This window comes from Catenulispora sp. GP43 (assembly GCF_041260665.1).
Lineage (GTDB): Bacteria > Actinomycetota > Actinomycetes > Streptomycetales > Catenulisporaceae > Catenulispora.
The window spans coordinates 57,753-78,310 of sequence record NZ_JBGCCT010000015.1 but is presented as its reverse complement, the minus strand read 5'-3'; the positions used below and the strand labels follow the sequence as shown (position 1 = coordinate 78,310).

Here is a 20,558-nt window from a genome sequence, read left to right as displayed (position 1 = left end):
CTCGGCAGGGGTATGCAAGGACCATGCGACTGGCCCTGCGTGGCGGCACCCTATTGGAGCGCATCGCCCTGCGCGCCAACCTAGTCCCGACTCCCGCCGCCGAAGCATGGGGTGGTGTTGCGGCCTCTGGCGTGTTGGTGGCGGCGGTGCGCACGGGGGTCGTCGCGCGCCTGGCGAGCGCGCCGGCCACACCCGAGGAGATCGCCCGGGACCTGTGCCTGGCGCCGACGCCGACCCGGTTGCTGCTGGACTGCCTGGTCGCCGCCGGGCACGCGCGCCGGTCCCGGGACGGCCGGGTGCGCCTGGCCCGGCGCGACCGGCGCTGGCTGGACCCGGAGTCCGAGGTGGGCGTGGCGCGGTTCGTGAACGCCTGCGGCGACTACTTCGACTGGTGGCGGGACCTGGACGGATTGATAGAGACCGGCGCTTCCGTGGAGCACCACGACCGGGGAGCTGAGGACCCTTACTGGCGCCGCTACATCATGGGCCAGCTGGACCTGGCGCGGCTGTCCGCGCCCGAGGTGGCCCGGCGGCTGGCGCTGCCGGAGCGGGCCGCCAGTGTGCTGGACGTCGGCGGCGGCCACGGCTGGTACTCGGCGATGCTGTGCCGGCGGCACCCCGGTCTCACGGCGACCGTGCTGGACCTGCCCGGCAGCGCGCGGGTCGGGCGGGAGGTGATCGAGGCCGCGGGGCTGGCCCACCAGGTGACGTTCCTCGAGGGCGACGCCCGCACCGCCGAGTTCCCGGACGGCCAGGACGCGGTCCTGTGTTTCAACCTGCTGCACCACCTCACCGAGGCCGAGATCCCGGTGCTGTTCGCCCGCGCCGCCGCGGCGCTGAAGCCCGGCGGCACGCTGGCCGTCCTGGACGCCTTCGCCGACCCGCCGCGGCCCGGCCGGACCCGGGCGAACGCGGCCGCCACGCACCTGGCGCTGTTCGTCCGGCTGACCTCCGGCTCGACCGTGTACACCGCGGAGGAGCTCCGGACCTGGCTGACCGCCGCCGGTTTCGACCCGCCGCGGCGGGTGCGCTCGGCCCGGATCCCGGGTCTGGCGCTCTACCAGGCCTGTAAGCGTTGGTGAGCGTGTTACCGTGCGTTCAGCCGGAAACCAGGCCGGCCGGGCAGCCGGGGCAGCGTGAAGGGGACAGGGACAATCCGATGCTGGCAGCGCAGCGGCAGGCGCGGATCCTCGAGGAGGTCCAACGGACCGGGGGCGTGCGGGTCAACGACCTGACGCGCCTGCTGGGCGTGTCGGACATGACGGTGCGCCGGGACCTGGACGTCCTGGACTCGCGCGGACTCCTGACCAAGGTGCACGGCGGCGCGACGGTGCGGCGCGCCGGCTCCACCGACGAACCGGCCTTCACGGTCAAGGCCGAGATGGAGCAGCCGGCCAAGGACGCGATCGCCCGCAAGGCCGCGGCGCTGGTGCGCCCCGGCACCGCGATCGGCATCAGCGGCGGCAGCACGACGTACACCCTGGCCCGGCACCTGGTCGGGGTCCCCGACCTGACCGTGGTCACCAACTCGCTGCGGGTCGCCGACGTGCTGCACGCCCACGAGAGCGCCCAGCCCGGCACCAACCAGACGGTGATCCTCACCGGCGGCATGCGCACGCCCTCGGAGGCCCTGGTCGGCCCGATAGCGGTCCAGGCCATCCGCACCCTGCACCTGGACCAGGTGTTCCTCGGCGTGTACGGCATGGACGCCGCGGCCGGCTACACCAGCCCGAACCTGATGGAGTCCGAGACCAACCGGGCGCTGGTCGCCGCCGCCCGCAACCTGGTGGTGGTGGCCGACCACACGAAGTGGGGCGTGGTCGGGCTGTCGGCCTTCGCAGGGCTCGGCGAGGCCGCGGTGCTGGTGACCGACGACGGGCTGCCGCGCGAGGCGCGGGAGGTGCTGACCGAGGAGGTCGGCGAGTTGGTGCTGGCGGAGCGGGACGATTGAGAGCGGCTGAGTCCATGGGACCGGCCTAGCGAAGTTCCCGACCCGGGGCGTGACCACATCGCGCCCCGGGTTTTCTCATACCAACGACCGTCGACCGCCAGTGCGAAACGAGTCGCTCCCACACGACCCAGCCCCACCAACTCTCCGCTGAAACTTGCAGCAACCACTGCGGAGCGCTGTCGCCCCGCGACCGTCCGCCCCACGCCGCGCTTATGTGAAGTCCGTGTTGCCGCATCGTTATCCGCAAGTTGCAAGAATCTTGCTGCAAGGTCTTTCACGAGCTCGCGCCCGTTGCTACCGTCGGGACCCACGCCGCGCAGATAGCAGCGGCTGTCCCCTCAAGTGGCCCCTCAAGGAGTCTTCGATGCGACGGAGCATGTCTGCAAGGCGTGGCGCCGGGATTGCGGCGATAGCGGTACTGGCGCTTGCTGCAAGTGCTTGCAGCAGCAGCAAGTCATCGGGCGGCGCGTCGGCCGCCGCCAAGGACCCGGCCTCGGTGAAGGGCACGGTCACCTGGTGGGACACCTCCGACGCCACCAACGAGGCGCCGAGCTACCAGCCGATCATCAAGGCGTTCGAGGCCAAGTACCCGAACATCAAGGTGAACTACGTCAACGTCCCGTTCGCGGACGCCAAGGACAAGTTCAAGACCGCCGCGCAGTCCGGCAGCGGTGCCCCGGACGTGCTGCGCGCCGACGTCGGCTGGACGCCGGCCTTCGCGCAGCTGGGCTACCTGCAGCCGCTGGACAACACGCCGGCCCTCCAGGACGCCTCCGACTACATGCCGGGGCCGTACGCGTCGGACCACTACAACGGCAAGATCTACGGCGTTCCGCAGGTCACAGACACGCTGACGCTGCTGTACAACAAGGACCTGCTCACCAAGGCCGGCATCACCACCCCGCCGAAGACCTGGGACGAGCTGAAGAGCGACAGCCTGCAGATCAAGGCCAAGACCGGGGTGGACGGCACGTTCCTGGACGCCGCGTCCTACTACCTGCTGCCGTTCATCTACGGCGAGGGCGGCGACATCATCGACGCCTCGGCCAAGAAGATCACGGTCAACAACGCCACCACGCTCAAGGCTGTGGGGATCGCGCAGGACCTGATCAAGTCCGGCGCCGCGGTCACCGACGTGACCAAGGACGGCTACAGCAACATGCAGACCGCCTTCAAGGACGGCAAGGTCGCCATGGTCGTCAACGGCCCGTGGTCCACCTCCGACGACCTGAAGGGCTCGGCGTTCTCCAACGCCGACAACCTGGGCATCGCCACCGTCCCGGCCGGCTCGGTCAAGGCCGGCGCCCCGGTCGGCGGGCACAACCTGGTGGTCTACGCGGGCTCGAAGAACCTCGACGCCTCCTACCTGTTCGTGGCGTTCCTGAACGACGCGCAGAACCAGGCCACCATCGCCGCCAAGAACAACGTGCTGCCGACCCGCACCTCGGCCTACTCCGACCCGCAGGTCGCGAACAACAAGATCCTCTCGGCGTTCGAGGGCCCGCTGAAGAGCGCCGTCGGCCGCCCGCCGGTCCCCGGCGCCTCGGACCTGTTCACCCCGCTGGACACCGACTACCAGGCCATCCTCGGCGGCCAGAAGTCGGCGCAGGACGGGCTGAACGACGCCGCGACGCAGTTCGCGCAGATCCTGCCGGACTTCAGCAAGAGCTGAGGTCCGCGCAAGCCGGCCGCGCCGGGAACCGGGAAGTGAGGGTCCCGGTTCCCGCGCGGCTCACCTCCTCGCCGAAACGACATGACGGCACGACAGGGTCCGAAGTCCGAAGGATAGAAATGCGTCCACTCAAGAGCTTGGGCCGCTCGTTCGACAAATACTGGTACGGCTGGGCCATGGCGGCGCCGGTCGTCATCGTGATGCTGGTGCTGGTCGGCTACCCCTTCGTCTGGGGCCTGTACCTGTCGACCACCAACGCCGACGAGTCCAACATCGGCCACGACATCGGCGTGAACCACATCCCGCCGAGCTACAAGTCGGTCGGCCTGCACAACTACTGGGACATCCTGTCCGGCAACGACGGGCACTTCTACAGCACCCTGACCTGGACGCTGATCTGGACCTTCGTCAACGTCTTCTTCCACATCACCATAGGCCTGGGCCTGGCGGTCCTGCTGAACCGCAAGATCCGCTTCCGCGGCGGCTACCGGCTGATGCTGATCCTGCCGTGGGCGGTCCCCGGCTTCGTGGCGGCCTTCGCCTGGCGCCTGCTGTACAACGACAACGGCGTGTTCAACTCCGTGCTGAAGTACTTCGGGATGCACGGCGTGCAGTGGCTGGCCCAGCCCACCTCGGCGAAGATCGCGGTGATCGCGGTCAACGTCTGGTTGGGCGTGCCGTTCATGATGGTCTCCTTCCTCGGCGGTCTGCAGACCATCCCGAAGGAGCTCTACGAGGCCGCCGAGATGGACGGCGCCAGTGCCTGGCAGCGCTTCCGGATGGTGACGCTGCCCGGGCTGCGGCCGGTGATGATGACGGTGACGCTGCTCGGCGTCATCTGGACCTTCAACAAGTTCGACGTCATCTTCCTGCTCACCGGCGGGGGACCGGCCGGATCCACCGACATCCTGGTCACCCACGCCTACCAGATCGCGTTCGCGAACATCCGGCAGTACGCCGAGGCCGCCTCCTACGGTGTGGTGATCCTGTCGATGCTGCTCGTCTTCGCCACCGTCTACCGCCGCTCGCAGGCCAAGCTGGAGGTGCAGGCATGAGCGCCGCCACCGAGTCCGTGAAGCCCACCGAGTCCGTGAAGCCCACTGAGCCCGCGAAGTCCGCCGAGCGGGGACGTTCCGACCGCGCGCGTGGTGGTGTGAGGACTGCCTCGCGCACCAAGCGCTCGCCGCTGGCGTCGATCGCGATCCACGCCACGCTGATCGCCGCGTCCTTCATCGCGGTGTTCCCGATCGCCTGGGTCGCGCTGACCTCGCTGAAGACCGGCAACGGCCAGTGGGCCCACCCCGGCGACTTCAGCCACCTGAACTTCGGCAACTACACCCAGGTGCTGGAGAACACCGACTTCCTCACCTGGTTCCGCAACTCGCTGATCATCTCGCTGGGCACCATGGTCCTGGGCGTGTTCATCGCGGCCACGTGCGGCTACGCCGTGTCCCGCATGCGCTTCCCGGGCTTCCGCGCCACCATGTGGCTGCTGCTGGTGGTCCAGATGTTCCCGGTCGCGGTGCTGATCGTGCCGCTGTACAACATCATGTCCAAGCTGCACCTGGTGAACTCCTTCGCCGGGCTGATCCTCGTGTACTGCACCACCGCGGTGCCGTACTGCGCGTGGATGCTCAAGGGCTACTTCGACACCATCCCGATCGACATCGACGAGGCCGGCAAGGTCGACGGGCTCTCGCCGTTCGGCACCTTCTGGCGCCTGGTGCTGCCGCTGGCCCGGCCGGGGCTGGCCGTCGTCGCCTTCTACTCCTTCCTCACCGCGTGGGCCGAGGTGGCCTTCGCCAACACGTTCATGCAGAGCACGGACAAGTACACGCTGGCCGTGGGCCTGCGCACCTTCGTCTCGCAGTACACCGACCAATGGGGCCTGATGACCGCGGCGTCGGTGCTGATCGCCATCCCGGCCGGCGTGATGTTCCTGCTCGTCCAGCGCAACCTGGTGGCCGGCCTGACCTCCGGCAGCGCCAAGGGCTGATGCGCGCACACCGTTCGACTATCTCTGCGTTCGACAAAATCTGGGGCACGTGAGTTCATGACAACCGAGACACTCGCCGTCGAAGCCGTCCTGGCGTCCGAATCCGGCGCCCGGCGCACCGACTGGTGGCGCGACGCGGTGATCTACCAGGTCTACATCCGCTCGTTCGCCGACTCGAACGGGGACGGGGTCGGCGACCTGCCGGGCATCCGCTCCCGGCTGCCGTACCTGGCCGACCTCGGCGTGGACGCGCTGTGGATCACGCCGTTCTTCTCCTCGCCGATGGCCGACTTCGGGTACGACGTCGCCGACTACCGCGCCGTGGACCCGGTCTTCGGCGACCTGGCCGACTTCCGGGCCCTGATGACCGACGCGCACGCCCGCGGCCTGCGCATCATCGTCGATCTGGTCCCGAACCACACCTCGGACCAGCACGCCTGGTTCGTGGAAGCACTGGCGGCGCCGGAGGGGAGCGCCGCCCGCGACCGCTACATCTTCCGCGAGGGCCGCGGCGAGCACGGCGAGCTGCCGCCGAACGACTGGGAATCGGTGTTCGGCGGCCCGGCCTGGACCCGGACCGTGAACCCCGACGGCACGCCCGGCCAGTGGTACCTGCACCTGTTCGCCCCCGCGCAGCCGGACCTGAACTGGGACCTGGACGAGGTGCGCTCGGAGTTCCTGGACGTCCTGCGCTTCTGGCTGGACCTCGGCGTCGACGGCTTCCGCATCGACGTCGCGCACGGCATGGTCAAGGCCCCCGGGCTCCCGGACGTCGGGCACGCCGACCACGTCGAGATGATCGGCAACGCGGTCCTGCCGTTCTTCGACCAGGACGGCGTGCACGAGATCTACCGCGCCTGGCGGCTGCTGCTGGATTCCTACGACGGCGAGCGCATCGGCGTGGCCGAGGCGTGGGCGCCGACGCCGGAGCGGCTGGCGAACTACGTCCGGCCGGACGAGCTGCACCAGGCCTTCAACTTCGACTTCCTGGGCCGGCCCTTCGAGGCCGCCTCCCTGCGGACCGCGATCGACCACTCGCTGGCCACCGCTGGCTCGGTCGGCGCGCCCTCGACCTGGGTGCTGTCGAACCATGACATGAAGCGGCACGTCACGCGTTACGGCGGCGGCGCCGTGGGCCGGGCGCGGGCCCGGGCCGCGGCGCTGCTGATGCTGGCGCTGCCGGGGTCGGCGTACATGTACCAGGGCGAGGAGCTCGGGCTGCCGGAGGTGCTGGACATCCCGGTGGAGTTCCTGGTGGACCCGCAGGGCATCCAGTCCGGCGACCCCTCGAAGGGCCGTGACGGCTGCCGTGTGCCGCTGCCGTGGACCGGCGAGGCGCCGACGTACGGCTTCGGGCCGGAGGGCTCCACGGCCTCGTGGCTGCCGGCGCCGGCGTCCTGGGGCGGGCAGTCGGTCGAAGCAGAGTCCGGCGACCCCGGCTCGATGCTGGAGCTGTACCGCTCGGCGCTCGCGCTGCGCCGGCAGCTGCCCGCGCTCGGCGCCGAGACCGACGACACGGTTTTGGTGTGGCTGCCCGCGCCCGAGGGCGTGCTGGCGTTCCGGCGCGGCGACGGGTTCGTCTGCACGGTGAACACCGGGTCGGCGGCGGTGGAGCTGCCGCTTCCGGGCACGGTGCTGGTGGCCTCGGCCGAGGTGTCGGTCACGGCCGACCGTGTCGTCCTGCCCGCAGACTCGGCCGCCTGGTGGCGGATCTAGCATTTTCCAGGACCGGGAGCGAAAGAATGGGCGCCATGACGGACAACGCCTCACTGCCCTCCACCGCACGACTCGCGGACATCGCCGCGCAGGCGAAGGTGAGCGAGGCGACGGTGAGCCGGGTGCTGAACGGCAAACCGGGGGTGGCCGCCGCCACCCGGCAGGCGGTGCTGGCGGCGCTGGACGTCATGGGCTACGAGCGGCCCACCCGGCTGCGCCAGCGCACCGCCGCCCTCATCGGCCTGATCATCCCGGAGCTGGACAACCCCATCTTCCCGGCGATGGCCCAGGCGGTGGAGCGGGCCCTGACCCACCACGGCTACACCCCGGTGCTGGCGACGGTCTCCCCGGGCGGCGCCACCGAGGACGACCTGGTGGAGTTGCTGATCGAGCACGGCGTCGCCGGCATCGTGTTCGCCTCCGGCCTGCACGCCGACACCACCGCCTCCCGCGACCGCTACCACCGGCTGTCCGACCGGGGCGTGCCCTTCGTCCTCATCAACGGCTACGCCGAGGGCATCGCGGCACCCTTCATCTCCCCGGACGACGCGCTGGCGGCCCGCCTGTCGGTGAACCACCTGGCCGACCTCGGCCACGAGCGCATCGGCCTGGCGGTCGGCCCGAAGCGCTACGTCCCGGTGATCCGCAAGATAGAGGGATTCACGGCGGCGCTGCGCGACACCCTGGGGGTGGCGAACCCCGAGGAGTTCGTCGAGTACTCGCTGTACGGCTTCGAAGGCGGCCGCGCGGCGGCGGCGAAGCTGCTGGACAAGGGCTGCACCGGCATCGTGTGCGCCTCGGACATGATGGCGCTCGGCGCCATCGCCGAGGTGCGCGCCCGCGGCATGGCCGTCCCGGGCGACATCTCGGTGGTCGGATACGACGACTCGCCGCTGATCCCGTACACCGACCCGCCGCTGACCACGGTGCGCCAGCCGGTCGCCGCCATGGGCGCGGCCGCGGTGCGCGCGCTGCTGGAGGAGGTCGGCGGCGGCCACGCCCCGCACACGGAGTTCGTGTTCGCACCGGAGCTGGTGGTGCGCGGGTCGACGGGGTCCGGGCCGCGGGTGCGGCGGTAGATCGGTTTCTCACCTCAGGGGCGGGGCGGTTTCGTGGTGTCGCAGGATACTGAAGTCGAGTTCGATGTCATGGTGGTCGGCGGCGCGGGGATCGACACGATCGTCCGCGTCCCGGACCTGCCGCTGCCGTACGCGGACTCGCTGCTGGTGGACCCGATCGAGTCCTACGTCGCGCACACCGGCACGGCCGTGGCCCTCGGAGCGAGGGCGCTGGGCCTGCGGGTGAAGTTCGTGGACTTCCTCGGCCAGGACCCCTTCGGCGACCTGGTCCGCCGCCGCTTCGCCGAGGAGAGGCTGGACTTCTCCTGGCTCCCGTCGGCCGCCGGCACCACGCGCGCGGTGAACCTGGTGTCCGCCGACGGCCGGCGCATGTCGTTCTACGACCCGCGCGGCGTGGCGGGCCAGCGCCTGCCGGAGGACTTCTACGAGGACTGGCTCGCGCGGACGCGGCACGTCCACGTGTGCATCGCCGACCACGCACGCCACGTGCTGCCGTCGGCGCTCCGGCACACCGCGACGATCTCGACGGACCTCCACGACTGGGACGGCGTCGCGGACCACCACAAGGACTTCGCCTACGCCGCGGACCACGTGTTCATGAGCGCGGCGAACCTGGGCGAGGGCGCCCGGCGGGACGCGGCGCTCGCGGACGTGCTGGCCCGAGGCCGGGCCCGAACCGTCGTGGCCACGGACGGCGCGCGCGGGGCGTACCTGGCGCTGCGCGACGTCCCCGGCGTCCGCCACTTCCCGGCGGTCACGCCGCCGGCGCCGGTGGTGGACAGCAACGGGGCCGGCGACGCGTTCGTGACCGGGTTCATGTCCGGGGTGCTGCGCGGGGCGCCGGTGGAGGAGTGCATGCGGCGCGGGCTGGCGTGCGGGGCTTTCGCCTGCACGGTTCACGGGACGGCGGAGCGGTTCGCCGGGGAGGCGGATCTCGGCTGAGGCGAGGGCTCACGCCCCCATCGCGCGTCCCAGATGTTCCGTCGCATCGAGATCGGCGCCGACCGCCGCCAGCTTCTTCCGGATCTCGTCCACCGCGTCGTTCCCCAGCGCGAGGCGCAGCGGCGGCTCCTTCCACTCCAGCACCTCGAGCACCGCGGCGGCGGCCTTCGCCGGGTCGCCCTCCTGCGCGCCGTGCGAGGTCGGCAGGCCGTCGCGCGTGGCGCCGGCGGTGGCGTCGTAGTCGGCGATGCGGGCGTCCACGGCCTGGAGCGCGGCCGGGGCGGCGAAGCCGGTGCGGAAGGCGCCCGGTTCGACGATCAGGACGTTGATTCCCAGTGGGGCCACCTCGCCGGCCAGGGCCTCGCTGGCCAGTTCCAGGGCGCCCTTGGCGGCGCAATAGGCGCCGACGCCAGGGAAGGCGAGCATGCCGCCCATGCTGGTCAGCTGGATGACGGTGCCGCTGCGGCGGGCCCGCATCTGGGGCAGGACCAGGCGGGTCAGTTCGAGCGGGGCGAAGAACATCACTTCCATGGCGTTGCGGAGTTCGGCCTGGCTGGTCTCCTCGATGGCGCCGAGGATGCCGAAGCCGGCGTTGTTCACCAGGACGTCGATGCGGCCCGCGGCCTCGACGGCGGCCGCGAGTTGCTCGTGCTTGCCGACGTCGAGTTCGACCACTGATACGCGCCCCGCCGATGCCGCCGCCAGTTCGGTCATCGTCTCCGGGCGGCGGACGGCGGCCACCACCTCGTCGCCGGCCGCCAGGGCGGCGTGGACCAGGGCCAGGCCGAAGCCGCTGTTCGCGCCGGTGATGAACCAGCGGCGGGGGGTGTGGATCGCGTCTGTCATGGTGTCCATCTTGGGACGGACCGCGGTGGCCGCGGTATGGCCCGAAGGTGGAACATCGAAGGGTGACCATCGCGCTGCCCGGCCCCGCGCCGCGTCCCCGCCCCCTGCCCGCCGACGAGCCGCTGAGTCCGGAGGACTACCGGCGGGCGGTCGGGGTGGTGGAGGCCGTCGACCGGGCCGGGGATCTCGCCGAGTTCCGGGAGCGGCTGGTCACGGCGTTGCAGAGCTGGTTCGGCTACAACGGCGTGACGGTGCTGCACGGCGACACCGCGTCCGACGCGGTCGAGAACGGCTGCGGGGTGCTGGCCGGGTATTCGGCCGAGTTCCTGCGCACCTATGACGCCGAGGGCTGGGCCCGGCGGGACCCGTTCCGCGACGAGGCCTTCCTGCGGTGGCTGGGCGAGGTCGGCGTCGTGCGGCTGACCGACGTGGCCGACGGCTCCCGCTTCCGCGACGAGTTCCTGCTGCCGCGCGGGATCGCCGACAAGGCCGCGATGCTCGTCGACGCCGCGCCGTCCGGGGTGCTCTGGGTCGGCCTCGCGGTCCCGGCGCTGGGGATGGCCGGGGCGGGCCGCGTCCCCGACCGCGACCTCGCCGTGCTCCGTGTGCTGCGCCGGCACCTGACGCCGCTGGCCGTCGAGCAACTGGCGCGGCACCGCTCGCGCGAGGCGTCGCGCGGCGACTGGGACCTGACGCCGCGCGAGTGGGACGTCGCGGACCTCGCCGCGCAGGGGCTGACCAACCGGCAGATCGCGGCGCGGCTGTTCATCGGCGTGGACACCGTGAAGAAGCACCTGACGCGCGTCCTGGCCGCCACCTCCTGCGGCAGCCGGACCCAGCTCGCGGTGCTGTTCACCGCGCGCGACACGCCGAGCTGACCAAAGCGCGAGCCCCGGTTCCCGGCCCCGGTCTATCCTTCTCTTGAAAACGACATTCATTTTCGAGAGAGGAAGCCCCAGCATGTCCCTGGACGTCGCACCCCACCTGCTCGAGCAGGCCGAGGCCGGCGAGGTGGACCAGACCGCGTTCGCCGACACCGTCGCGGCCTCGCTCCCGTACGCCCACACCATGGTCGAGAAGCTCGCCGCGGAACTGCACGCCGACCCCGCCAAGCAGTTCGCGGACAACCAGATCGCCCCGTCCGAGGCCGAGCGCGGCCAACTCCTGCGCGCTCTGGCCTCCGATTCCATCCGCGGCAGCCTGGAACGGCGCTTCGCGGTGAAGCTCGCCTTCCAGAACTGCCACCGCGTCGCGGTGTTCCGTCCGGAGGCCGCCGACTCGGAGGCGTACCGGCGTTTCACGTCGGAGCGGGCGCAGATCCTGAACCAGTCGCCGGAGTTCCGGGACTGCTGAGGACTGACGCCTCGGGGATGGCCGAGCGGGTCAGGCGATGAGGGTGGCCAGGATGACCGCCAACATGACCCAGATCGCCGCGGTGAGCAGGGAGCACACCAGTCCGGCGACGGCCATCCCCGTACCGGTCCAGCCGGGCTTCGAACCCTGCGATATCCCGGTCAGGCTGAAGACGATCCCCAGGATCGCGAGCAACGGCGCCAGCAGCGACGCCCAGAACAGCAGCAGACTGAGAATCCCGAGCACCATGCCGGTGACCGCCAGACCGCTGGTCTGCTTCCGAAGCAGCGGCGGCCCGTAGTAGCCGCTGGTGTAGCTGGGATACACGGGATACACGGGATATGTCTGTTGAACCGAGCGCCCTACGGGAGCGAAACCACCGTCCGGCGGGGCGAACCCCTCAACGCCGGAATCCGTTCCGCCTCCAGGGCTCTCGCTCACAGTCGTGTTCCTCCCTTGTCAGCCTCAGCCTCAGTCTCCTGATTCCGGCTCCGCTTCCGTATTCCCCTCATTCCCGTCTCCGACGCGCCCCGCCAGCGCGCCGAAACCGGCGCGCGTGGCCGCCAGGATCAGCCGGTCGCCGGCCACCAGTACCCGCCCGCGGTCGGCCCCCGACCAGTCGAACGCCGTGCTCCCGGCCCGCCGCACCGCCAGGACCCTGGTCAGGCCCGGCTTGTCCAGGTCGTGCTGCTCCCGCCCGGCCAGCTCCGAGCCGGCCTCGACGGCGACCTCGGCGATCAGCAGGACTTTGCGATACACCGACAGCGTCCCCAGCACCTCGCGTCCCATCATCGCGGCGGCGAAGGCCGGGGCCGCGAGGTAGGACACCGAGCGGGAGGCGGTGTTGCCGAACTCCTTGTAGACGTGCGAGGCGAAGTCGTCGTCGAACAGCCGCACCACGACCCGCACCTCGCGGTTGATGGCCCGGGCCTCCAGCGCCGCCTCCAGGTTGGTCACGTCGTCGCCGGTGACCGCCACGACCGCGCGGGCCCGGCCGATCTGCGCGCGGCGCAGCGCGTCGTCGATCGGCCGGTCGCCGACCACCGCCGGGACGTCCAGGCCGCGCGCCGCCGCGATCCCGCGGGCGTCGGCGTCGCGCTCGATGCCCACCACCGGAACGCCGAGCTCGCGGAACAGCGCCGTGACTCGGGTGCCGGCGTTGCCGAGGCCGACCACCACGACATGGCCGCGCAGGCCCGTGCTCGGCTGCCGGGTGCGGACGCTGCGCCGGGTCGCGGTGCTCTCCACGAACACCGCGGTCACCACCGGCATCAGCACGATGCCGGACAGCGTGATCGCCACCTGGAACAACCGCTGCAGGTTCCCGCCGACCGAGCTCGGCTGGCCGTAGGTGTCCGGGACCGCGGAACCGGCGACGTCGAGCAAGGACTCGTACACGGCCCAGCCGAACGGCCGCGCCAGCAACCAGATCCCGGTGAACGACACCACCAGCGTGGCCACCGCCGCCATCAGGATCGTCCGCAGCTTGGCGCTGGTGAAGAACTTCAGCGTGTCCGACGCGCGCCACAGCAGGCGGGCCGCCGGCGAGGCCTTGTACACGTTCCCTTGCACCACCATGTCGGTGACGTCCAGGAACTGGAGCGCCGCGTGCCGCGGCGAGCGCTCCTGCAACAGCATCCACTCCCGGGTGCGGCTGCGCGCCGCCGCCACCGGCAACATCTCGATCTCGGACTGCCGGTCCCGGTCGATGCCGTCGGCGATCAGGAACGGCGTCTGCCGCATGTCGATGTCTGGGCCGATCGCGACCCGCAGCGCCCGGCCTCCCGCGCTGACCGAGTGCGGGCGTTGCAGGGCGGCGTTGACGAACGCCGGCGCGGCCGTGGCCGACGCCGACAGCACCGTGCAGTTGTCCACCAGCTGCGCGATGTGCACCCCGAGCCGCTGGTTGAACATCCGGATCACGACCCTGATACCGGGGCGCAGGGCCGCGGCGCGCATGGCGGCGTGGATGTTGGTCCGGTCGTCGCCGTCGACGAAGGCGATCGCCTGCGCCTGGTCGATCCCGGCCTGGCGCAGGGCCTCCTCCGACACGTAGGCGTCGGTGATCGTGTTCTCCGCGCCGAGCACCCTGGCGATCTGGATGGTGTACGGCGTCTCCTGGGCGGGCACGATGGCCGCCGTCCGGACGCCGTACTGTCGGGTCAACTCGACCGTGAGCCTGTTGGCGAGGGCGTTGCCCCCTACCACGATGAACAAGTCCCCCATGCGGGGATGGTAGAGGGCTCCGGTGAACTCTAGGGGCGCATCTCGTAAGCGCCGGACAAAGCCGCCACCCGCTCCCAGATCCGGCCGAACCGCGCCTCGTCCACGACCGGCTTGCGCACCGCGCCCAGCGCCCACGCCTGCTGCTCCGGCGTCGAGGACGCCTTGCCGTGCAGGGCGACGGCGTACTCGGAGAAGTCACGGACCAGGAAGTCGAAGATCTGGTCCACGACCTCGTCCTCCAGCCCGGTCAGGCGCGCCTGCTCCAGCACCAGCTGGCCGTAGACCACGAGCGTGAACAGGTGCCCGAGGTTGAGCAGGAAGTCCAGGTCCTTCTGCTGCGCCTCGTCCGGCGGGCAGGTCGCCAGGAACTGCGTCAGCGCCTCGGCCTGCTCGGTGAACCGCGCGACGTTCGGCACACCGGCCGCCTCGCGGTAGGCCGCGCGCCAGTCGTGGAAGCGCACCTTGCCCAGGCCACGCGCCGGGCCCTGGTGGAACAGGAAGGCGTCGTCGGCGGCGTCGGAGCGCGTGGGCACCTCGGGGTAGTCCTGCGGCGCGCTGTGCTCAATGCCGTCAAAGACGCGTAGGTAGTTCGGCATGAACTTCAGCACCAGCGCGAGGTTCACGTGGACCGTGCCCTCCAGCTTCGGCAGGGCCCTGATGTAGTGGGTGGCGCCGTTGAAGTAGGTGTCCTTCTCGAAGCCGCGGGCCGCGATCACGTCCCAGAGCAGGTCCACGACCCGCTCGCCCTCGGAGGTCACCTTCATCTTGGTGACCGGGTTGAACAGCAGGTAGCGGCGGTCCTCGGCGTTCGCGCTGCGGAAGTAGTCGACGGCGCGGGCGCTGAACAGCTTCATCGCGACCAGGCGGGCGTAGGCGTCGACGAAGGAGGCGCGGACGTGGCCGAAGTCGGTGACCGGGTGGCCGTACAGGATGCGGTTGTGGGCGTGCGTGATGGCCTCGTAGAACGAGTGCTCCGCGATGCCCACCGAGGCCGTGCACAGGTTGAACTTGCCGACGTTGACGGTGTTCAGCGCGGCGCTGAAGGCGTCGGCGCCGGCGTGCAGGATGTCGGCCTCGGTGACCGGGTATTCGTGCAGCTTGAACTCGCTGACGAACATCTGCGAGTCGACGACGTTCTGCACCAGCTCGAACTTCTCGTGGCGGCTGTCCACGGCGAAGAAGACGTAGCCGTCGGGACCCTCGACGTCGGAGCGCCGGCCGAAGACGGAGACCAGACCGGCCACGTTGCCGTTGCCGATGTAGTACTTGCCGCCGGTGGCGGTGTAGCCGCCGTCGCCGTCCGGGGTGAGGATCATGTCGGTTGAGTAGACGTCGGCGCCGTGCTCCTTCTCCGACAGGCCGAAGGCGAAGACATGGCCCTCGTCGAGCAGCCGCGCGGCCCGCTCGCGCGCGGCGGCGTTCTCCGACATCCAGACCGGCCCGAGGCCCAGGACGGTGACCTGCCAGGTGTACCAGTACGGCAGCCCATAGAAGCCGAGGATCTCGCTCAGCGCGGCGTTGCGCGCGGTGTCCCAGCGCTGCGCCGGCGCGGCCGGGCCGAAGGCGTCGGTCGCGGGGGTCTGGAAGGTCGCGAAGAGCTTCTCCTTCGCGGCGAACTCCAGGAAGTCGGCGTACCAGACCCGGTCCAGGTCCTCGGCGAGCAGGCGCCGCTTGCCCCGCCCCTCGAACCAGTCGACGACGGCCGTGAGCAGCCGCTGGGTCTCCTCGTCGAAGCGCGAGAAGTCGAGGGTGCGCGGGTTGAACAGCGCGGCCGGGTCTGAAGTCATGAGGGAAGGCTACCAGCGGGTAACTTTCCTGGTGGGGTGCGGCTTGAGGCGACACGGGGGTGTTGCGGGTGTCACAGTGGAGGTGGCTGCGGGCCGGCAAGGAAAGGAAGAAAGAGTTGAGTCACTACACGGTCCGCTTAGACCGCACTATCGTCGCAGTCCGCGAAGCGCTGCCCGAGGATGAGGTCGCCGAGTTCAATGCGGCCATCGAGTCGGCGCACATCGACGATTTGCAGAAAACCTTCGGGTACTGGTTCATCATCGCTGTGCTGAACAAGGCAGGCCGACTGGAAGCGTTCCGGTCGGACCGGAGCCTTGCCACGGGTAACGGCATCCCGTTCGATGAGGCATTCCCTGGTTACCGGGAGCGCTGGGAGCAAGAGCGGGCCCAACAGGCGGCATGAGGTACAGCACTATCTTCGAGATGGCGTTGACTGAGGCAATCGCCGCAATGCCTGAGATGGCACACGCGATGTTCGTGATGGCTTGTTTGGAGATCGGCAACGACCCCTACGGACAAGGTGGCGACGTCGCCGAAAGAACAGCTGGTGGAGTCACGAAGCGGGCCTGGGCGGTGAGCTCTCTGGGCCTCATCGAATATGAGGTTGATGAGGAAGCCTCCGTGATCACCCTCATCAGCGTTATAAGTTTGATCTAGCGGAAAGGAGCTCCGAGGGCCCGGTGGCGACCCGGGCCCTCGGCTCCTTCCGCCGAAGTCACCGATAGTTCGCGCGTGTCCGAATCCGCGAGAACACCAGCAGCACCGCCAAGGTGATCGTCATCATCACCGCGGTCACCGCCGCCGCGACGAACTGGTGCCCGCGGTCGTCCAGCGCGTAGATGCGCAGCGGCAGCGTCGTCCAGTCGGCCGAGTACACCATCGCCGTGGCGCCGAGTTCGCCCATCGACAGCGCGAAGCACAGCGCCAGCGAGCCGGTCAGCGCCGGCAGCAGCAGCGGCAGTTTCACCCGCAGCAGCGTGTAGTACGGCCGCGCGCCGAGCGAGGCCGCTGCTTGTTCGAACGCCGGGTCCAGGCGCGTCACCGCCGCCGAGACCTGCTGGAAGGCGTAGGCGGTGACCAGGATCGCGTGCGCCATCACCACGATGGTGTTGGTGCCGTTCAGCAGGACCGGGCCCTGCGAGAACGCGACCAGCAGGGCCAGGCCGACGACCACCGACGGGACCGCGATCGGCAGCATGAACACCGTCTGGACCAGCGTCTTGCCGGCGCGGTTGCGGACCGCGTCCAGGGCCAGGGCCGCCCACGTCCCGACCACCAGCGCGATCACGCTGGACAGCAGCGCGGTGATCAGCGAGGTCTCCAGGCCGTCGAGCGGGTCGGTGTGGAAGGCCGCGGTGATGTTGGAGAACGTGTAGGAGGAGGGGAAGGCGCCGTTCCACTGCCGGGTGAAGGCCGCCAGGACCAGCACGCCGAACGGCAGCCCGAACAGCAGCAGGAAGAAGAACCCGAAGACCGCCCACGCGATCCGCTGCGATCTACGCGTGTACAGCAGCACGGCGGCCTCCAGACATCCGGGCGAGCAGGACGCGGTAGCCGGTGAACAGCGCCAGCGACAGCACGATGTTGATGACGGCCAGGGCGCACGCCCCGGCGTAGTTGGTCTGCTCCTTGGCGAAGTTCTCGATGAGCACCGGGAGTGTCTGGTACTTGGCGCCGGTGAAGGAGACGATGCCGTACTCGTTCATCGTCAGCATCAGCACCAGCGAGCCGCCGGCGAACAGCGCGGGCAGCGCCTCGGGCAGGATCACCTGCACGACGACGCGGCCGGCCCGGGCCCCGAGCGAGGCGGCGACCTCCAGCTGCCCGGTGTCGATCTGCGAGAACGCGGTCAGCAGCGGCCGCATCACGAACGGCGTGAAGTAGATCAGCTCGGCCAGCCAGATGCCCCACGGCGAGTACTCGACGAAGTTGATCGGCGTGTCGTGCCGCCCGCCGGTCAGCGAGGCGGCGATGTGGTTCACCATGCCGACCCGGCCGTACAGGAACATGATCGACACGGTGATCAGGAACGACGGGAACGACAGGAACACGTCGATGAAGCGCGACACCGCCTTGGCGCCGGGGAACGGCACGAACGCGATGATCAGCGCGAGCAGGAAGCCCAGGACGAGGCAGCCAGCCGTGGAGTAGACGGCCATCTGGATCGTGTTCTTGATGACGGTCCGGGTGCCCGGGTCCTTCAGGGTGTCGGAGAAGGACGTGGTCACCTTGAAGGGATTGCTCGGATCCGGCGGGCTGCCCTCGATCGCCTGCTTGACGACGAGGTAGAGCGGATACAGGAAAGCTGCGCCGAGCAACAGGACCGGGGGAGTGGACCAGAGCCAGGCGGTGGAGCGGCGGGGCTTGTTGGCGAGCGCCGCGCCACGGTTGCCGGGCGTCACCGGCGAGGCAGGAGGGAGTTCGGTGACGGCGGTCATCGGGAGCCGCCCGCAACCTGTGCCGGGATCAGCACCGCGTCCTCGGCCGAGAAGTGCAGCCACACCTCATCGCCGATCGCCGGCGGGTTCCGCAGCTCGTTGGTGTCCAGCCGCACCTCGTGGCCGTGCACGTCGGTGAAGATCCGGTGCGCCGAGCCTCGCCACTGCACCTCGGTCACGGTGCCCGGGAAGGCGTTGTCGTGGTGGTCGGCGGCGGCCAGACCGAGGAAGTGCGGCCGCAGGCACAGCGTCCGCTGCTCGCCGGCCCCGGCCGGCTCGGTGCAGGTGGCCGTCACCGGGTCGGCGTCCGGCGTGATCCGCACCCGGGCCCGGAACGACCCGTCGGCGTGCGGCGTGCACTCCGCGACCGTCACCGGCAGCAGGTTCGAGTTGCCCACGAAGCCGGCCGCGAACTCCGTGCCGGGCCGCTTGTACAGGTCCCGCGCCGTGCCGACCTCGACCAGCTTCGCGTCGTTCATCACCGCGATGCGGTCGGCCAGGGTCAGGGCCTCGATCTGGTCGTGCGTGACATACAGGATGCTGACATCCGGCAGTTCGCGGTGCAGGCGCGCCAGTTCGGCGAGCATTCCGCTGCGCAGCTGTGCGTCCAGTGCCGACAGCGGCTCGTCCAGCAGCAGGACCGCGGGCTCGATGGCCAGGGCGCGGGCGATCGCCACACGCTGCTGCTGGCCGCCGGACAGTTCGCGCGGGTAGCGCTTGGCGTACTGCGCCATGCCGGTCATGCGCAGGGCCTCGGCGACGCGGCCGGGGATCTCGGACTTGGAAACCTTCTGTGCCTTCAGGCCGAAGGCGACGTTCTGTTCCACGCGCATGTGCGGGAACAGTGCGTACTGCTGCACCACCATGCCCAGGCCGCGCTTGTACGGCGGCAGGTCGGTGACGTCGCGGCCGCCGGCGTACACGCGGCCGGACGCGGGCCGCACGAAGCCGGCGACCGCCCGCAGCGCGGTGGTCTTGCCCGAGCCCGAGGGCCCGAGCAGTGCGACCACCTCGCCGGGGGCGACGTCCAGCGTGAAGGAGTCGAGCACGACGGTTCCGTTGTAGGCGACTGTCACGTCGTCGAAGCGGATGCCTCCGGATCTGGGTCCTGATCGTCGGGCCGATGGGTCGGCTTCGGTGGCGGCCATGCTCACTCCTGGTCAAGGAAAACTGGTCGAGAAAAAACAGTGTGGAAACGGTGGGCTGGTGCGCTCAGCTCGGGGTGCCGGTCGCGGTGTCCCAGGCCTTGACGTCGCTGTTGTAGTTCTGCGCGACCTCGTTCCAGTCCACCGGGAACACGGTCACGCCCTGCATCAGCGCGTTCAGAGCCGCGTAGTTGCTGTCGGTGGGCTTGATGTCGGTGCGGGCCGGGAAGCCGTAGGCCACCTTGGAGGCGTCCAGCTGCGCGCCCTCGGAGAGCAGGAAGTCGATCAGCTTCTTGCCGTTGTCGGCGTTCGGCGCGCCCTTGACCAGGCCGGCCATGTACGGCAGCGAGAAGGTGCTGGGCTTGCCGTCGTTGCCCGCCGGGAAGAAGATCTTGTTGTTCGGGTACTGCGTCGTGCTGTCGACGTAGTTCATCTGCACGTCGCCGTTGGCCACCAGCAGGTCGCCGGTGTTGACCTTGCTCTCCAGCGCGCCGGTGGACTTGGACGGGCCGACGTTGTTGGACTGGAGCTTCTTGAAGAAGTCCCAGGCGGAGTCGCGGTTGTCGCCGAAGGCGTGGATCGCCGCGATCATCACCGCGGTGCCGTCGCCGGCCACGCCGGGCGTGGAGTACTGGAGCTTCTTGGCGAACTTCGGGTCCAGCAGGTCGTTCCAGGTCTTCGGCGGGCCGTCCGGCAGCGCCTTGGTGTTGTAGATGAAGGACAGGTAGTTGCCCATCACCGCCTCCCACTCGCCGTTCTTGTCCACCAGCGAGGGGTCGACCTTGTCGACGCAGGCCGGGGCGTACGGCTGCAGCAGGCCGGAGGCCTCGGCCTTCTGGATGAAGGGCGGCAGGGTGACGATGACGTCGGCCTTCGGGTTCGACTTCTCGGAGTCGACCTTGGTCTCCACGCCGCCGGAGCCGTCCTCGGAGTAGTTCACGTGGATGCCGGTCAGGGCCGTGAACTTCTTGAACTCCTGGTTGTACCAGTTGTTGTCGTCCTTGGCGTCGTACAAACCGTCGGCGCTGTAGATGGTCACCTGGCCGCCGGAGCCGTCGGCCTTGGCCGGCGCGGTCGGCGCGGCGGCGCCGAGGGCCGGGCAGGAGGTGGCCGCGGCCGCCGCGGAGGTGGCGGTGCTGGTGCCGGCGGCGGGAGTGTTCTTGGCGGAAGCACAAGCCGTCAGTCCGGTCAGCGCCAGTCCGCCGACGGCGATCAGGGCGCCGGTGCGGCGGGTGCGCGGGCGGGACAGTACGTGCGACATTGACGAACCCTTCTAGGGGAATCTCCATGGACAGCGTGATCCAGAGCCAAGGTCTGCAAGTGACCGAAAGGTGATTTCCGAGTGGTCGTCGCAGGTGCTCCGTGAACCGCAGTTTTCCCTCGCGCACATAAGCCGCCAACCGGGG

20 protein-coding genes are annotated in these 20,558 nt (G+C 70.0%); 12 read left to right on the top strand and 8 right to left on the bottom strand.

Features of this window, described 5'->3' with window-relative positions; genetic code table 11:
• Positions 1–23 precede the first annotated feature (23 nt).
• From ABH926_RS28175 to ABH926_RS28140, 8 genes are all read left to right on the top strand, one after another.
• Positions 24–1,082 (top strand): class I SAM-dependent methyltransferase, encoded by a 1,059-nt coding sequence (locus ABH926_RS28175; protein WP_370368835.1) that lies wholly within the window; start codon positions 24–26, stop codon positions 1,080–1,082.
• Between the two features lie 77 nt (positions 1,083–1,159).
• Positions 1,160–1,951 carry a DeoR/GlpR family DNA-binding transcription regulator gene (locus ABH926_RS28170; protein WP_370368834.1) on the top strand — a complete coding sequence of 264 codons (792 nt, stop codon included), beginning with the start codon at positions 1,160–1,162 and terminating at the stop codon, positions 1,949–1,951.
• 376 nt (positions 1,952–2,327) lie between these two features.
• A complete protein-coding gene (locus ABH926_RS28165; protein WP_370368833.1) occupies positions 2,328–3,623 on the top strand; it encodes an extracellular solute-binding protein in 1,296 nt (431 codons plus the stop codon).
• Positions 3,624–3,742: 119 nt separating this feature from the next.
• Entirely contained in the window at positions 3,743–4,678 is a 936-nt protein-coding gene (locus ABH926_RS28160; RefSeq protein ID WP_370368832.1) for a carbohydrate ABC transporter permease, read from the top strand.
• Positions 4,675–5,619 (top strand): sugar ABC transporter permease, encoded by a 945-nt coding sequence (locus ABH926_RS28155; RefSeq protein ID WP_370368831.1) that lies wholly within the window; start codon positions 4,675–4,677, stop codon positions 5,617–5,619. Before ABH926_RS28160 ends, ABH926_RS28155 begins: the two co-directional genes overlap by 4 nt.
• Positions 5,620–5,676: 57 nt before the next feature.
• Positions 5,677–7,335: a glycoside hydrolase family 13 protein gene (locus ABH926_RS28150; RefSeq protein WP_370368830.1), complete on the top strand. Its 1,659-nt coding sequence runs from the start codon at positions 5,677–5,679 to the stop codon at positions 7,333–7,335.
• A 26-nt stretch (positions 7,336–7,361) separates the two neighbouring features.
• Positions 7,362–8,414, top strand: coding sequence for a LacI family DNA-binding transcriptional regulator (locus ABH926_RS28145; protein WP_370368829.1), 1,053 nt, complete (start codon positions 7,362–7,364; stop codon positions 8,412–8,414).
• 36 nt (positions 8,415–8,450) lie between these two features.
• Positions 8,451–9,356 (top strand): carbohydrate kinase family protein, encoded by a 906-nt coding sequence (locus ABH926_RS28140; protein WP_370368828.1) that lies wholly within the window; start codon positions 8,451–8,453, stop codon positions 9,354–9,356.
• Between the two features lie 9 nt (positions 9,357–9,365).
• Here ABH926_RS28140 and ABH926_RS28135 read toward each other — a convergent pair whose 3' ends face one another.
• Positions 9,366–10,211: an SDR family NAD(P)-dependent oxidoreductase gene (locus ABH926_RS28135; RefSeq protein WP_370368827.1), complete on the bottom strand. Its 846-nt coding sequence runs from the start codon at positions 10,209–10,211 to the stop codon at positions 9,366–9,368.
• A gap of 53 nt (positions 10,212–10,264) precedes the next feature.
• Here ABH926_RS28135 and ABH926_RS28130 point away from each other — a divergent pair, with 53 nt between their 5' ends.
• Positions 10,265–11,080, top strand: a complete 816-nt coding sequence (locus tag ABH926_RS28130; RefSeq protein ID WP_370368826.1) for a LuxR C-terminal-related transcriptional regulator — start codon at positions 10,265–10,267, stop codon at positions 11,078–11,080.
• 82 nt (positions 11,081–11,162) lie between these two features.
• Positions 11,163–11,555, top strand: a complete 393-nt coding sequence (locus tag ABH926_RS28125; protein WP_370368825.1) for an SCO5389 family protein — start codon at positions 11,163–11,165, stop codon at positions 11,553–11,555.
• Between the two features lie 30 nt (positions 11,556–11,585).
• Here the strand turns inward: ABH926_RS28125 and ABH926_RS28120 are convergent, their stop codons facing one another.
• The 3 genes from ABH926_RS28120 to ABH926_RS28110 form a co-directional block, all read right to left on the bottom strand.
• On the bottom strand, positions 11,586–11,882 hold the full coding sequence (locus ABH926_RS28120) for a DUF4190 domain-containing protein (protein ID WP_370368824.1): 297 nt from the start codon (positions 11,880–11,882) through the stop codon (positions 11,586–11,588).
• A gap of 144 nt (positions 11,883–12,026) precedes the next feature.
• Positions 12,027–13,781 (bottom strand): NAD-binding protein, encoded by a 1,755-nt coding sequence (locus ABH926_RS28115; protein ID WP_370368823.1) that lies wholly within the window; start codon positions 13,779–13,781, stop codon positions 12,027–12,029.
• A gap of 29 nt (positions 13,782–13,810) precedes the next feature.
• Positions 13,811–15,568, bottom strand: a complete 1,758-nt coding sequence (locus ABH926_RS28110) for an acyl-CoA dehydrogenase family protein (RefSeq protein ID WP_370368822.1) — start codon at positions 15,566–15,568, stop codon at positions 13,811–13,813.
• A 116-nt stretch (positions 15,569–15,684) separates the two neighbouring features.
• On the opposite strand from ABH926_RS28110, the gene ABH926_RS28105 reads away from it, so the two are divergent.
• Together ABH926_RS28105 and ABH926_RS28100 are read left to right on the top strand one after the other, a co-directional pair.
• On the top strand, positions 15,685–15,972 hold the full coding sequence (locus ABH926_RS28105) for a hypothetical protein (protein ID WP_370368821.1): 288 nt from the start codon (positions 15,685–15,687) through the stop codon (positions 15,970–15,972).
• Positions 15,973–15,992: 20 nt separating this feature from the next.
• Positions 15,993–16,226 carry a hypothetical protein gene (locus tag ABH926_RS28100; RefSeq protein WP_370368820.1) on the top strand — a complete coding sequence of 78 codons (234 nt, stop codon included), beginning with the start codon at positions 15,993–15,995 and terminating at the stop codon, positions 16,224–16,226.
• Positions 16,227–16,284: 58 nt separating this feature from the next.
• Here the strand turns inward: ABH926_RS28100 and ABH926_RS28095 are convergent, their stop codons facing one another.
• The 4 genes from ABH926_RS28095 to ABH926_RS28080 form a co-directional block, all read right to left on the bottom strand.
• Positions 16,285–17,085, bottom strand: coding sequence for an ABC transporter permease (locus tag ABH926_RS28095; RefSeq protein WP_370368819.1), 801 nt, complete (start codon positions 17,083–17,085; stop codon positions 16,285–16,287).
• Positions 17,066–18,007: a 2-aminoethylphosphonate ABC transporter permease subunit gene (locus ABH926_RS28090; RefSeq protein WP_370368818.1), complete on the bottom strand. Its 942-nt coding sequence runs from the start codon at positions 18,005–18,007 to the stop codon at positions 17,066–17,068. The genes ABH926_RS28095 and ABH926_RS28090 overlap by 20 nt, the downstream gene beginning before the upstream one ends.
• Positions 18,004–19,155: an ABC transporter ATP-binding protein gene (locus tag ABH926_RS28085; protein ID WP_370368817.1), complete on the bottom strand. Its 1,152-nt coding sequence runs from the start codon at positions 19,153–19,155 to the stop codon at positions 18,004–18,006. Before ABH926_RS28085 ends, ABH926_RS28090 begins: the two co-directional genes overlap by 4 nt.
• Before the next feature lie 64 nt (positions 19,156–19,219).
• Positions 19,220–20,413: a 2-aminoethylphosphonate ABC transporter substrate-binding protein gene (locus tag ABH926_RS28080; RefSeq protein ID WP_370368816.1), complete on the bottom strand. Its 1,194-nt coding sequence runs from the start codon at positions 20,411–20,413 to the stop codon at positions 19,220–19,222.
• Between the last annotated feature and the right edge of the window lie 145 nt (positions 20,414–20,558).

Coding starts and splice junctions, on each gene's coding strand:
- ABH926_RS28090 (WP_370368818.1), bottom strand. CDS start 18,007: ATGACCGCCGTCACCGAACTCCCTCCTGCCTCGCCGGTGACGCCCGGC.
- ABH926_RS28080 (WP_370368816.1), bottom strand. CDS start 20,413: ATGTCGCACGTACTGTCCCGCCCGCGCACCCGCCGCACCGGCGCCCTG.
- ABH926_RS28175 (WP_370368835.1), top strand. CDS start 24: ATGCGACTGGCCCTGCGTGGCGGCACCCTATTGGAGCGCATCGCCCTG.
- ABH926_RS28170 (WP_370368834.1), top strand. CDS start 1,160: ATGCTGGCAGCGCAGCGGCAGGCGCGGATCCTCGAGGAGGTCCAACGG.
- ABH926_RS28165 (WP_370368833.1), top strand. CDS start 2,328: ATGTCTGCAAGGCGTGGCGCCGGGATTGCGGCGATAGCGGTACTGGCG.
- ABH926_RS28145 (WP_370368829.1), top strand. CDS start 7,362: ATGGGCGCCATGACGGACAACGCCTCACTGCCCTCCACCGCACGACTC.
- ABH926_RS28085 (WP_370368817.1), bottom strand. CDS start 19,155: ATGGCCGCCACCGAAGCCGACCCATCGGCCCGACGATCAGGACCCAGA.
- ABH926_RS28125 (WP_370368825.1), top strand. CDS start 11,163: ATGTCCCTGGACGTCGCACCCCACCTGCTCGAGCAGGCCGAGGCCGGC.
- ABH926_RS28150 (WP_370368830.1), top strand. CDS start 5,677: ATGACAACCGAGACACTCGCCGTCGAAGCCGTCCTGGCGTCCGAATCC.
- ABH926_RS28155 (WP_370368831.1), top strand. CDS start 4,675: ATGAGCGCCGCCACCGAGTCCGTGAAGCCCACCGAGTCCGTGAAGCCC.
- ABH926_RS28100 (WP_370368820.1), top strand. CDS start 15,993: ATGGCGTTGACTGAGGCAATCGCCGCAATGCCTGAGATGGCACACGCG.
- ABH926_RS28110 (WP_370368822.1), bottom strand. CDS start 15,568: ATGACTTCAGACCCGGCCGCGCTGTTCAACCCGCGCACCCTCGACTTC.
- ABH926_RS28135 (WP_370368827.1), bottom strand. CDS start 10,211: ATGGACACCATGACAGACGCGATCCACACCCCCCGCCGCTGGTTCATC.
- ABH926_RS28160 (WP_370368832.1), top strand. CDS start 3,743: ATGCGTCCACTCAAGAGCTTGGGCCGCTCGTTCGACAAATACTGGTAC.
- ABH926_RS28115 (WP_370368823.1), bottom strand. CDS start 13,781: ATGGGGGACTTGTTCATCGTGGTAGGGGGCAACGCCCTCGCCAACAGG.